Source organism: Streptomyces sp. W1SF4 (assembly GCF_003950035.1).
Classification (GTDB): Bacteria; Actinomycetota; Actinomycetes; order Streptomycetales; family Streptomycetaceae; genus Streptomyces; species Streptomyces racemochromogenes.
In genome coordinates, this window is record NZ_CP034350.1 from 257,155 (window position 1) to 269,814 (window position 12,660).

A 12,660-nucleotide genomic window follows, 5' to 3' on the forward strand; every position below is an offset into this window, starting at 1 on the left:
CGTTCTTACACGTCTTTGCCGTCGCTCTGCCGTGGCCCTGAAAGGCGCCCGGCACAGTCGTGTGCACGGCGGGGCGCGACGCCCGGCCGACGCACGACAGACGACGGACGACGGACGACGGACGACCCCGGGAGTGGACATGGGCATGAAGGGCACGGGTGTGCTGCGACGGGCGGGACTGGTGGCGGGGGCGGCGGCGCTGCTCTTCTCCACGCTGCCGGCGGTGACGGCCGCGGCGGCGGGCGGCACGGCCCGCCCGACGTGGTGTCCGACCGTCGAGGGGCACCGGGTGGACTGCGGCTCGGCGACCCGCCCCCTGGTGAGCGGCGACCCCGCACTGGGCACGGTCGACGTGGCCTACGCGGTCGTCCGCCACCGCTCCCCCGGTCCCGCCAAGGGGACGGTCGCCGTCAACCCCGGCGGCCCCGGCGAGGTGGCCATCGACCGGGCGCCGGTCTTCGGCGAGGTGCTGAGGGACCTGCTCGGCGACCACGACCTGCTGCTCGTCGACCCCCGGGGCACCGGAAGGTCCCAGCGGATGCCCTGCGGGGTGACCGACGCCGAGTACCGCCTGGGCACCCGTGAGCAGCAGCGCGACGCCGTCACCCGCTGCGCCGCGAACCTGGGGCCGCGCGCCCGGGGCTACACCACGGCCGCCACCGCCGACGACCTCGACGCGATCCGTGCGCGGCTCGGCGTGGACGGACTCACCCTGTACGGACTGTCGTACGGCACCTACCTGATGCCGGTCTACGCCTCGCGCCACCCCGGGCACGTCCGGAACGTCGTCCTGTCCGGGGCGTACCCGCTCGCCTTCGACCCGCTGAACCGGCCCGGGGCGCAGGCCGTCTCGCTGTCGCTGCGCCGGATCTGCGAGCGCAGCGCCGCCCGTCCCGAGGCCGGGGGCAGGCCCGCCTGCGACGGCGACAAGGCCGTACGGGACCTGGCGGCCACCGCGGCCGCCCTGCGCGAGCGGCCCGTCGACGTGGACGTCCCGTTGGAGGGGGCGGCGCCGTTCCGGATGCGCCTGACGGAGGGCAAGCTCGCCGGCCTCGTCTACGAGGGGGCGAGCCGGGAGGTCGGCGCGGATCCGGGCGGCCCGTCCCTGCTCGGCGGTCTGCCGCACGCCCTGGACCGCTTCACCGCCGGGGACCGCGGGCCGCTGCTGGACCTGGTGCGCGCGGAGGGCTCCACCGGTTCCGCCGAGGACCAGGCCCCGTACATCGCCGTGGTCTGCAACGACTACCGCAAGCCGTGGAAGGCCGCGGCTCCGCTGCCCGAGCGGTGGCGCCAGTACCGCGAGGCGCTCGCCGCGGCCCGTCCCGGCGCGTTCGGCGCGTTCAGCCCGGCCGGCTATCTGGAGGGCCCCACCGACGGCGGTGACGTCTGCATCGGCTGGCCGCGGGGGAACACCGCCGGGCCCCAGCCGATCCACCCCCGGATGCCCGACGTACCCGTCCTGGTGCTCTCCGGCGACCTCGACGCCAACACCCCCGACGCCAACGGACGGCAGGCCGCCCGGCAGTTCCGCGACAGCCGCTTCGTCTCGGTCCGCAACACCGGGCACGTGCCGGAGATGGAGCGCAGCGGCTGCGTCGTGGACCTCTCCACCCGGTTCATCCGTACCGGCCGCACGGGCGACACCGGCTGCGCGAAGGCCGTCGAGCCGATCTCCGTGACCCCGGTCCGGCGCTGACGGGCCGCCGTGGTGACCACTCCCGCCACCGGCGATGATGATCACATGACTGACGCGATCACGGCGCACCGCCGCACGGTGCTGGTCGTCGAGGACGATCCGGGCGTACGCAGCACCCTGGACCAGCTGCTGCGCTTCGAGGGGTACCGGGTGGTGCAGGCGGCCGACGGGCTCCAGGGCCTGGCGGCGGTGGACCGGGAGGAGCCGGACCTGGCCCTGGTGGACGTGGTCATGCCCGGACTGGACGGGCTGTCGCTGTGCCGGACCCTGCGTCGGCGCGGCGACCGGCTGCCGGTCCTGGTGCTGACCGCCCGCGACCAGGTCGGCGACCGGGTGGCCGGCCTGGACGCGGGCGCGGACGACTACCTCGCCAAACCCTTCGCCACGGACGAACTCCTCGCCCGGATCAGGGCGTTGCTGCGGCGCACCGAGCCGGGGCCGGCCGCCCCCGGGGTGCTCGCCGCCGGGGACCTGGTCCTGGACCCGGGCGCGCGCAGCGCCGTCCGGGGAAGCCTGGTCCTGGACCTGACGAAGACGGAGTTCGACGTCCTGGAGCTGCTCCTGACGCACCAGGGCGCCGTGTTGACGCGCGGTCAGATCTACGAGCGCATCTGGGGCTTCGACTTCGACACCAGCTCGCGCTCCCTCGACGTCTACATCGGCTACCTGCGCCGCAAGACCGAGGAGGGCGGGGCGCCGCGGATCGTGCACACCGTGCGCAACGTCGGGTACACGGTGCGGCCGGCCTGATGCTCCGTACGAAGATCACGCTGGTGGTCGTCGCGGCCGCGGGCCTGGCGATGCTGTTCGCCGCCTTCACCTCCTACCGGGGCATCGGTCTCCTCGTCGGGGACGAACTCGAACGCGGTCTGGAGGACCGGGCCGGGGCCGTGGTCGCCCTGCTCGACGCCGGCCGCACCCCGCCCGCCCGGCCGGGCACGACCGAGCAGGTCCTGCTCGCCGACGGGAGCGTCCGCCCCGGCCCCGCCTCCCGCCTGCCGGTGTCCGAGGCGGCCGCGCGGGTGGCCCGTACGGGCGCGGGCAGCAGCCGGGAGGACGTGGTCGTGGAGGGCACGGAGTACGGGATCCTCACCCTGCCGCTCCCGGCCGGCGGGGCGGTCATGGTGGCGCAGAGCTACAGCGGTGCCGCAGCCCTCGACCGGGGGTTCATGTGGCGGATCACCTGGACCACGGCCGCCGCCACCGCGGTGGCCGCGCTCCTGAGCTGGTGGGTCCTGGGCCGGATCCTGCGGCCCGTGAACCGCCTGGTCGGCGCCGCGCACCGGATCAGCACCACCCAGGACCTGGAGGCCGACCTGCCGCCCGCCGGGCGGGACGAGATCGGCCGGCTCACCCGCAGCTTCGAGGCCATGCTGGACGCGCTGCGCCGCTCCCGCGCCCAGCAGCGCCAGCTGGTCGAGGACGCCGGGCACGAGCTGCGCACCCCGCTGACCTCGGTGCGCGGCAGCGCCGAACTGCTCCAGCGGGCCCGGGGGCGGCTCGCCCCCGGGGACGAGGAGCAGATCCTCGCGACCCTGGTCCGCGAGACGGTGGCCCTGGACGACCTGGTCCGGGAGGTCGTCGAGCTGGCCACCGACCGCCACACCGGGGAGCGGCCCGAGGCGGTCGACCTCGCGGAGGCGGCCGAGGACGCCGCCCACCGCTGCCGCCGGCGCACGGGACGCCCCGTCACGGTCGAGGCGGCGCGGGGCGGGACCGTGTACGCCCGGCCGCGCGCGGTGCAGCGGTGCCTGGACAACCTGCTGAGCAACGCCGTGAAGTTCAGCCCGCCCGGCAGCCCGGTCCTGGTCCGGGTGGACGGGCCGCGGGTCCAGGTCCACGACCGGGGGCCGGGGATCCCGGCGGGCCAGGAACGGGCCGTCTTCGACCGCTTCCACCGGGGGCCCGGCACCCAGGGCACGCCGGGGTCCGGACTGGGCCTGGCCATCGTCCACGAGCTGGTCTCGGCCGACGGGGGCACCGTGTTCGCCCGCACGGCCGACGGCGGCGGAGCGGTCGTGGGCCTGCGCCTGCCGGCCCGGGCTCCCGGGGCCTGAGCCGGCGCGGACTCCGCCGGGCCGGGCCCGGAGGCGCCGGCGCGCGCCGACACGCCCCGGCCGGATGCGGCGGTCGGGCGGCCCGGTGGACGAGGATCACACCGCGGTCACCGCCCCTCCCCTCCCGCCGGAGTCGCCATGGCCCCCACCTGGGACCCACGCAGCCCCCGCCGTTCCGGAACGTCACTCCTGCCGGTGCTGCTCCCCATCGCCGTCCTGATCGTGGTGGCGGTGGGGGTGGGGTCGTGGCTGCAGTTCTCCGAGCGGCAGGCGCTCGACCGGGTGCACACGGCCGGCTCCGCGGCCGCCGACCGGGTGGACGTGCGGGCCACCGTGCAGCGCGTCGACGCCGCGTCCAGGGAGCTGGTCCTGCGGGTCCGGGTCACCCCGCGCGGGACCCTCGGGGAGGAGGACGGGAGCGCCCCGGTGGCCGACCTCGGCCTGCAGACCTCCGCGGCGACCCTCGGCGACCTCGCGTTCAAGGCGCACGAGCGGATCACGACCCGGGACGTGCAGGTCGCGCTCACGGCCGGGTCGATCAGCGACTACCCCTTCGACTCCTACGAGACCGACATCGAGTTCTGGGCCGTGCTCGACGGCAGGCAGGTGCCGGTGCGGATGCTGTTCTCCAACAACGACAGCCTCTTCGCGGTCGACGCGGCCCCCGCCGGCTCACCGCGGGAGGCCGCCCTGGCGGTGGGGCTGGAGCGGTCGGGCAGCCTGCTCGTCTTCGCGGTCTTCATGATGGCCGTCATGTGGGCGCTGGCGGCGTCCGTGCTCATCGGGGCCTGGTACCTGACGACCCGCGGCGAGGGCCTGGTCTGGCCCGCCCTCGCCTGGATGGCCGCCACGCTGTTCGCCCTCGCCGCGTTCCGCAACACCGCGCCCGGCACTCCCCCCATCGGCTGCGTGCTGGACTGGTTCGCCTTCCTGTGGGCCGAGACCGTCATCGCCCTCTGCCTGCTCGCCGTGGTCGTCACGGGCGTCCGCGCCGCCCTCCGCCCCGACGAGGACGCGGCGTGACGCCGCGCTCGCCTTCGGGCGGGGCGAGGAGACCGGGCGGGCCCGCCCCGGCCGGCTAGCCGGCCCGGAGCGCGGCCAGCCGCTGCTCGAACGGCACCACCGTGAAGCCGTCCGCCGGGTCCACCGACGTGATCGCCCCCGTGAGCGAGCGGGGCGCGATGGCCGCGGCGGTGCCGAGGTCCGGGGCGGCGGCCTCGGCGGCGGGCGCCGCGAAGCGCGCCAGCTCCGCCCCCGCCCGGGCGATCCGCCGCTCCAGCCCCTCCCCGCCCCAGTCCTCCGAGGCCGCGTACACGGCGGTCGGCAGGACGAGGGCGCGCAGGTGGGTGAAGAGCGGGCGCATGGCGTGCTCGGTGACCAGGGAGTGCCGGGCGGTGCCGCCGGTCGCCCCGAGGAGCACCGGCTTGCCGGTCAGGGCGTCCTTGTCGATGAGGTCGAAGAACGACTTGAACAGGCCGCTGTAGGAGGCCGCGAACACGGGTGTCACGGCGATCAGGCCGTCCGCGGCGGCCACCGCGTCGAGTGCGGCGGCCAGCCGGGCGGGCGGGAACCCGGTGACGAGGTGCTGGGCGATCTCCGTCGCCAGCTCCCGCAGCTCGATCACCTCCGTCCGGGCGTCCACGTGGCTCCGCGTCGCGGCCGCGAGGCGGTCGGCGAGCAGCCGGGTGGACGAGGGCGCGCTCAGACCGGCCGATACGACGACGAGCTTCATGCCCGCTCCTCCTCCTGGGCCGGGGCGGCCGCTGCCGCGGCGACGCGGGCCCGGTGGGTCGGTGCGTCCGGCACTCCGGCCGGACGCAGGTTCGCGAACTCCTTGCGCAGTACCGGCACGACCTCCTCGCCCAGCAGGTCGAGCTGCTCCAGGACGGTCTTCAGGGGCAGGCCGGCGTGGTCCAGCAGGAACAGCTGGCGCTGGTAGTCCCCGGCGTAGTCCCTGAAGGAGAGGGTCCGCTCGATGACCTGCTGCGGGGAGCCCACGGTCAGGGGCGTCTGGGAGGTGAACTCCTCCAGCGACGGGCCGTGGCCGTACACCGGCGCGTTGTCGAAGTACGGGCGGAACTCGCGCACCGCGTCCTGCGAGTTCCTGCGCATGAACACCTGGCCGCCGAGGCCGACGATGGCCTGTTCCGGGGTGCCGTGCCCGTAGTGGGCGTAGCGCTCGCGGTAGAGGTTCACCATCTGCCGGGTGTGGGAGGCCGGCCAGAAGATGTTGTTGTGGAAGAAGCCGTCGCCGTAGTAGGCGGCCTGCTCGGCGATCTCGGGCGAGCGGATGGAGCCGTGCCACACGAAGGGCGCGACGCCGTCGAGCGGGCGCGGGGTCGAGGTGAAGGACTGGAGCGGCGTACGGAACTTGCCCTTCCAGGTGACGACGTCCTCGTCCCAGAGGCGGCGCAGCAGCGCGTAGTTCTCGATGGCGAGGTCGATGCCGTCGCGGATGTCCTTGCCGAACCAGGGGTAGACCGGGCCGGTGTTGCCGCGGCCCGTCATGAGGTCGACGCGGCCGTCGGCGACGTGCTGGAGCATCGCGAAGTCCTCGGCGATCTTCACCGGGTCGTTCGTGGTGATCAGGGTCGTCGAGGTCGACAGGATCAGGTTCTCGGTGCGCGCGGCGACGTAGCCGAGCATCGTCGTCGGCGAGGAGGGGACGAACGGCGGGTTGTGGTGCTCGCCGGTGGCGAAGACGTCGAGGCCGACCTCCTCGGCCTTCTGCGCGATCGTGAGCATCGCCTTGATGCGCTCGTGCTCGCCGGGCGCGCGTCCGGTCGTCGGATCGGGCGTGACGTCCCCGACGGTGAAGATCCCGAACTGCATGGCTCCCCTTCCCAAGATTGTTTATGTTTCAACTATACCCGGGAACGAAGAATGGTGCCGCCCTATTCCCCGCCGCCCGCGGCCGGTGCCGGCGGGAACCGGCCGAACCCGTCCGCGTGCGGGCGCATCGCCGGGCGGAGCGCTACCCTCCGGCCATGATTGACATGGACACGCCTTATCGGGCCCGGCGGGGCGGCCGCGGCGCCGGGCGACCGCGAAGAACCGGCCTCCGCCTCCTCCTGTGCCTCCTCCTGGCGGCCCTCCTGTGCGCACCGGCCGCCGCGGCCGCCCCCGCGCCGCCCACCGCCGCCGTCGGCACCCCGTCGGCGGCGGCCGCCGCACGCTGGGGCGACCGCCGTCTCGACGAGACCGCCTTCCTGACCACCCACAACTCCTTCACCAACTACGAGGATTCCCGGTGGAGTTCGGTGAACCAGTCCGAGTCGGTGCGCGCCCAGCTGGACAACGGGGTGCGCGGCCTGAGCCTGGACACGCACTGGTACGAGCACAGCACCTGGCTGTGCGTCGTCAGCTTCGGCAGCGACTGCTACCCCAGTGACGTGTACCTGTGCCACGGCGACTGCAAGACCTTCGCCGGGGCCACGTACGCACTGCCCCGGCAGTCCTTGCACGGCACGATGCAGACCGTGGTGGACTTCCTCGTCACCCACCCCCAGGAGTTCGTGACCGTCTTCCTGGAGGACTACGTCAGCGCCGAACAGCTGCGGCAGTCCCTGGGCCGGGTCCGCGGGCTCGACCAGCTGCTGTTCCGGCCCGACGCGTGGGGCGTCCGGCAGAACGGGTGGCCGAAGGTGGCCGACCTCGTCACCGCGGGCAAGCGCCTGCTGGTCTTCTCCGACCGCTCCGACCGGGAGGGCCTGGGCGTCATGTACGACCGGTCGTGGACGGTCGCCAACTACTGGAGCCTCGGTGACATGGGCGAGGACCTCGCGTGCGTCACCCGCTGGCCCGACGTTCCCCTGGACCGCCGGGAGCCGGGATTCCGGAGGCTGTTCACGATGAGCCACCACCGCAACGTGCCGACCGTCCTCACCGCCGCCCTGGACAACGGCGCCAAGCTCAGGAACCGCGTCGCCGGCCAGTGCCGGACCGCGGCCGGAGGGCGCACGCCGAACTTCGTCTCCGTCGACTTCCACCGGCTGTCCGACGGCAGCGGCCCCACCCCCGCCTCGGTCGTCGCGGAGCTGAACGCCGGCCCCTGACGGCCGCCCTCAGGCCCCTGCCGCCCGGGCGGCAGGGGCCTGAGCCGGTCAGAAGCCGCAGGCCGCCCGCGCGTCCCGGAAGCGGTCGGGGTGCCGCCGCCGGTACTCGACCAGCGACTGCGCGGCCGCGGCGCCCTCGCCCACGGCGGCCCCGACCCGCTTGACGGACCCGGACCGGACGTCGCCCACGGCGAACACGCCGGGCACGCTGGTCTCCATCGGCAGCGCCTGCGGGCCCGCCCCGCCGCTGCCGGTCAGGACGTACCCGCGCTCGTCGAGCTTCAGCGCGCCGCCGAGCCACTCGGTCGACGGGCGGCCGCCGATCAGGACGTACAGGCAGTGGGCGCCGACGGTCCGCTCTCCGCCGTCGCGCTCGCGCAGCCTGAGCCCGGTGAGGGTGTCCCCGCCGAGGCATTCGGCGACCTCCGTGCCCAGCAGGACCCGCAGGCCCGGGGTCCGCTCGATGCGCTGGACCAGGTAGCTCGACATGGACGCGCCGAGGTCGGTGCCGCGCACCAGCAGGGTGACGGAGCGGGCGTAGCGGGCGAAGTAGAGGGCGGCCTGGCCGGCGGAGTTGCCGGCGCCGACCATGTACACGTCCTCACCGGCGGTCGAGGGGGCGTCGGAGAGGCAGGACCCGTAGTACACGCCGGAGTTGAGGAGCCGGTCGACGCCGGGGGCCGTCAGGCGGTTCCAGTCCACTCCGGTGGCGACCACCACGGCCGCCGCGGTCACCGAGGCCGCCTCCTCGGTGCCCGCCTTGACGAACTCGACGCTGTGGTCGCCCGTCTCCGTGGGCGCCACCCGGCTCGCCACCCGGGTGGGCTGCCACTCGACTCGGGCCCGGCGGGCCTGCTGGAGGGCGCGCTGGGCGAGGTCGCCGCCGGTCAGGCCCACGGGGAAGCCGAGGTAGTTCTCGATCCGCGAGGTCGAGCCCGCCTGTCCGCCGGGGGCGTCGTCCTCGATCACGACCACGCTCATGCCCTCGGCGGCCGCGTACACCGCCGCGGACAGGCCTCCGGGGCCGCCGCCGATCACGGCGACGTCGTAGTGGTCCTGGGCGGCCGGGCGGATGAGGCCGAGCCGTTCGGCCAGTTCGCTGATCGAGGGGTCCGTCAGCTCGGTGCCGTCGCCGAGCCGGACGGTGACCGGGGCGTCCCTCGTGTCCTCCGCGGGCAGCCAGCGGAAGATCACGCCGCTGCGGCCGAGGAAGTCCCGTACGGCGTAGGCGGCGGGCGAGAACCGGCTGCCGCGCACCTCGGCGGTCGGCAGGTCGCCCCGGCAGTCGGCGTTCCAGGTGCACAGGGAGTCGTCGAGCGCGACCCGGAGGTGCTCGGCGGGGTGTTCACCGGGGTGGGCGGACGCGTCGTCGGGGGCGGGCGCGTCGTCGGAGCGCCGGGCCAGGGGCAGCCAGCGTACGCCGGGGTGCGCGGTCGCGGGCTCGGGGGCCTCGTCGGCGAGCACGGCGGCGACGGGCACCTTCCGGTCGGCCAGCGCGTTCAGCGCCCGGGCCGCCTCGGCGGGTCCGCCGACCTGGAGCACCCGGAACGAGGTCCGGTACCAGCTCTGCACCAGCTCGGCCGTCTCGTGCCGGCGGATCGGATCGGGGTCGGACAGAACGATCACCGGCAGTGCGGCATCGGCCATCGGGGGTCCTCCAGAGAACATCGAAAGATCGGCTTGCTCTCCGGTCAACGAGCGGGGAGGCGATACGAACCGGCTGCGGAGGAGCCCCCGCGGGCGCGGGCCGGCAGCGGGCGGGGCGGGGGCCGGCAGCGGGCGGGGCGGGGGCCGGCAGCGGGCGCGGGGCGCCCGCCGCGGGCCCGGCGGTCAGAGGCGGCCGAAGAACTGGTTGCCGCGGGCCGCGTGGTTCTCGCTCGTGTAGTACTCCTTCATCGCCGAGCTGATCTCCTCGCGGCTCAGCTGCCCGTCGCCGTCGACGTCCAGCCGGTCGAAGGCCTCGTCGAACGTCTGCCGGGGCAGCCGGAACATGCCGTGCAGCAGGGAGGTGTACTCGTCCCTGCTCAGCATGCCGTCGCCGTCGCGGTCGCCGAGCTCGGTCCAGGCGTTGCTCATGTTCCGGATCCGCTCCCAGATCCGGTTCTGGTCGGTGACGATCCGCGCCCGGAACGCCGCCCGGAACTCCTGCCGGTCCACTCCCCCGTCGTCGTTGCGGTCCATCCGCTGGAAGACGGTGTCCCAGAGCTGCCCGAGCGAGTCCCGGAGCCCGGCCACGTCGTCCGGGGTGAGGCCGAGCGACTCGGCGAGCCGGTCCGAGAGGCCGATGACGTCCGACTTGTCGAGCCGCCCGTCGCGGTCCGAGTCGAAGACGTCGAACGACCGGTCCAGCTTGATGTCCAGAACGCTCACGACAACATTCCCCTTCACTCCTAGTAGCCGCTCCGCCACAGCGCGGAGCGGGGCCCAGGAAACCACACGGCCGTGCCCGCGCGCAGCGAACGCCCGGTACCGCTGGGCGTTCCGGGTGACGGGGCGGCCGGGCGTCCGATACGGGTCAGCGCGCGCGGGCTCCCGCACCGGGACCGCGCTGGTGGCGCAGCCAGGCCGTCAGGGCCGCCTGGAGCTCGGCCACTTCGCGGTGGGTGAGGTCCGCGCCGCCGGGACCGGCGTGCAGGCGCACCCCGGCCCCGGTGACGCTCCAGCCGGTGCCGCGCCCGGGGCGGGAGGCGAGGGTGCGGCCCTCCGCGAGCGCGCCCAGGGCCCTGCGGACCGCCGGGGGGACGCCGCCCGGGCCGGGCGGCGGGGTGGCGGCGGGCGCCGGCGGGGTGAGGCCGATCGCGGTGTAGAAGGCGGTCAGGGCGTCGTCGAGCGTGCCGGGGCCACAGGGGGCGGCTCCGGTGAATTCGGCGATCAGCTCGGGATGGGCCCGGGGCGCGTGCTCGCCCCGGGGGTGGAGGGGGCGTTCGTCGGTGTCGAGGCGGACGCAGACCGGCGGGATCAGCTCGCGGCCGTAGCCCTGGTGGACCAGGCCCGCGTACACCCGGCGCAAGGTGGCGGCCTGACGGGGCACCGGATGCGGATCCGCGGCTGCCGGGGCCTGCGGTCTGGCGGGGCGCTGTGGCATGCCGAGGAGGCCGCTGCCGTGGTGCAGGATGCCCGCCTGGGTGAGCACCACCGTGGCCTGCCGGCCCTTCCTGTCCCAGCCGAGCCGGAACCCCACGACCGTGGTCCCCATCCGCCTGCTCCTCCCCCGGCCGCCGCCACCGGGGCACGGCCGTCCCGGGCACGGTAGCCGGGGGCGGGCGGGCCGGGGGCGGGCTTGGCCGAGGTCCGCCCCCGGCCGGGCCGAGTGTGCTAGGAGGTGTCTCACGGATCGTCACACCAGGCCGGAAGGCCTCGACTTGTGGTGGGCTGGCCTGCGACGATGCCGTCATGACGCAGATCATCAAGGGGGGCAATCTGCCCATGTCCGGCGAGCCCATGCGGGTCGCCGTGGTCCGCCGGGCGGCCGGGCCGGGTGTGCCCGAGATCGACCCGGCGGCACTGCTGCTGGACGACGGCGGAAAGGTGAGGGGCCGCAGCGACCTCGTCTTCTACAACCAGCGCGCGCACGCCACGAGTGCCGTGGAGCTGCTGGGCAACGCCCGCAGCGAGGACGGCCGGACGGCGGACTGGCTGGAGATCGACCCCGGCCGGGTCGAGCCGGAGGTGGAGCGCATCGTCATCGCGGCCTCCTGCGAGGGCGCGACGTTCGGGGAGATACCGGGGCTGTACCTGGAGGCGGTCAGCACGGCCACGGGCGAGAGGATGGTGGTGTACTCGGTCGACGACGACGACGCGACGACCGAGACCGCCTACGTGCTGGGCGAGTTCTACCGCCGCGACGGGGGCTGGAAGTTCCGCGCGGTCGGGCAGGGCTACGACTCCGGGCTCCCGGGGCTGGCCGGGGACTACGGGTTCGCGGTCGAGGAGGAGGCGGATTCCGGGGCGCGGGAGGCGGATGCCGGTCCGCCGCCCGCCCCCGCACTGCCCGAGGCCCCGCCGCCCGCCCCGCCGCTGCCGGCCGGAACGCTCACGGCGGGACCGGCCCTGGCGGGAGCGGTCACGGCTGCGGGGGCGGCACCGGCTCCGGGGGCGGCCGTCCCGTCGGAGGCCGGGGCCGGAGCGTCCGCCGCGGCAGCCGGCGTACCCGCCGGCGTCCCCGTCTCCAAGTCGGGCGCCCCGCTGCTGGGCACCATCACCCGGCGGATCAACAGCCTCCCCACCGACTTCGGTCCGGACTTCCCCGTCTTCACCCAGGAGGGCCGCGGGGAGGACATCGTGCGCGTGGAGCCGGCCACGGCGGCCGGCTTCGCCGTCGTCGACCTGGTCCGCCTCGGTGACGGCCACGTCGAGGTCAGCCGGCTGAACCACCGCAACCGCGAGCAGAGCCCCTCGGCGCTGCGCGGCTGGGCCGAGGACTTCACCGGGCGCGGGATCGTGGACCACGACGGGAACGGGCCGCTGCGGCTGCGCGTGAAGGCGCGGGGCGAGTGGAAGATCACCGTCAGTCCGGTGTCGGTGCTGCGGGACGCCTCCGAGCGCGTCGAGGGCGTCGGCCCCGACGTCCTGGCGTACGCGGGGCCCGCCATCGACCTCGCCGTCCGGTACCGCAACAGCAAGGACGACGCCTGGTTCCAGCTGGAGTCCCTGCGGCGCAGCGCCTCGCGCCGCACCCTGCACAGCGGTGACCGGTGGCCGGGTCGGAGCACGGTGGCGCTGACCCGCGGGGCACGGCTGCTGATCGTCAGCTACGACAGCGCCTGGTCCCTGACCCCCCGCGAGGTCACCCCGCATCCCAACCGGCGGGAGGGCGAGGTCCCGCCGTTCTGGCGGCGCCTGCGCTGAGCGG

Annotated in this window: 11 protein-coding genes; 6 read left to right on the forward strand and 5 right to left on the reverse strand. The window is 75.0% G+C overall.

All coding sequences use genetic code 11. From position 1 onward, the window contains the following. Window positions 1-145 precede the first annotated feature (145 nt). The 4 genes from D1J60_RS01415 (at window position 146) to D1J60_RS01430 (ending at window position 4,776) form a co-directional block, all read left to right on the forward strand. The gene (locus D1J60_RS01415; protein WP_164720807.1) at window positions 146-1,696 is read left to right on the forward strand and encodes an alpha/beta fold hydrolase; all 1,551 of its coding nucleotides are present in this window, start codon (window positions 146-148) and stop codon (window positions 1,694-1,696) included. 45 nt (window positions 1,697-1,741) lie between these two features. Next, window positions 1,742-2,446, forward strand: a complete 705-nt coding sequence (locus tag D1J60_RS01420; protein ID WP_125819789.1) for a response regulator transcription factor — start codon at window positions 1,742-1,744, stop codon at window positions 2,444-2,446. Next, window positions 2,446-3,753 carry a HAMP domain-containing sensor histidine kinase gene (locus tag D1J60_RS01425; protein WP_125819790.1) on the forward strand — a complete coding sequence of 436 codons (1,308 nt, stop codon included), beginning with the start codon at window positions 2,446-2,448 and terminating at the stop codon, window positions 3,751-3,753. Before D1J60_RS01420 ends, D1J60_RS01425 begins: the two co-directional genes overlap by 1 nt. Before the next feature lie 138 nt (window positions 3,754-3,891). After that, entirely contained in the window at window positions 3,892-4,776 is an 885-nt protein-coding gene (locus D1J60_RS01430; protein WP_125819791.1) for a DUF4436 family protein, read from the forward strand. A 55-nt stretch (window positions 4,777-4,831) separates the two neighbouring features. Here the strand turns inward: D1J60_RS01430 and D1J60_RS01435 are convergent, their stop codons facing one another. Together D1J60_RS01435 and D1J60_RS01440 are read right to left on the reverse strand one after the other, a co-directional pair. Further along, the gene (locus D1J60_RS01435; protein ID WP_125819792.1) at window positions 4,832-5,485 is read right to left on the reverse strand and encodes a CE1759 family FMN reductase; all 654 of its coding nucleotides are present in this window, start codon (window positions 5,483-5,485) and stop codon (window positions 4,832-4,834) included. Beyond that, window positions 5,482-6,585 (reverse strand): LLM class flavin-dependent oxidoreductase, encoded by a 1,104-nt coding sequence (locus tag D1J60_RS01440; RefSeq protein ID WP_125819793.1) that lies wholly within the window; start codon window positions 6,583-6,585, stop codon window positions 5,482-5,484. The genes D1J60_RS01435 and D1J60_RS01440 overlap by 4 nt, the downstream gene beginning before the upstream one ends. Window positions 6,586-6,740: 155 nt before the next feature. On the opposite strand from D1J60_RS01440, the gene D1J60_RS01445 reads away from it, so the two are divergent. Beyond that, window positions 6,741-7,808, forward strand: coding sequence for a PI-PLC domain-containing protein (locus D1J60_RS01445; protein ID WP_125819794.1), 1,068 nt, complete (start codon window positions 6,741-6,743; stop codon window positions 7,806-7,808). Between the two features lie 48 nt (window positions 7,809-7,856). On the opposite strand, the gene D1J60_RS01450 is transcribed toward D1J60_RS01445, so the two are convergent. From D1J60_RS01450 to D1J60_RS01460, 3 genes are all read right to left on the reverse strand, one after another. Beyond that, window positions 7,857-9,455 (reverse strand): NAD(P)/FAD-dependent oxidoreductase, encoded by a 1,599-nt coding sequence (locus D1J60_RS01450; RefSeq protein ID WP_164720808.1) that lies wholly within the window; start codon window positions 9,453-9,455, stop codon window positions 7,857-7,859. A gap of 183 nt (window positions 9,456-9,638) precedes the next feature. Continuing rightward, entirely contained in the window at window positions 9,639-10,178 is a 540-nt protein-coding gene (locus D1J60_RS01455) for an EF-hand domain-containing protein (protein WP_164720809.1), read from the reverse strand. A 145-nt stretch (window positions 10,179-10,323) separates the two neighbouring features. Next, window positions 10,324-11,004, reverse strand: coding sequence for a hypothetical protein (locus D1J60_RS01460; RefSeq protein ID WP_125819797.1), 681 nt, complete (start codon window positions 11,002-11,004; stop codon window positions 10,324-10,326). Between the two features lie 197 nt (window positions 11,005-11,201). Between D1J60_RS01460 and D1J60_RS01465 the strand changes: the two genes are divergently transcribed. After that, window positions 11,202-12,656 carry a TerD family protein gene (locus D1J60_RS01465; RefSeq protein ID WP_125819798.1) on the forward strand — a complete coding sequence of 485 codons (1,455 nt, stop codon included), beginning with the start codon at window positions 11,202-11,204 and terminating at the stop codon, window positions 12,654-12,656. Window positions 12,657-12,660: the final 4 nt, after the last annotated feature.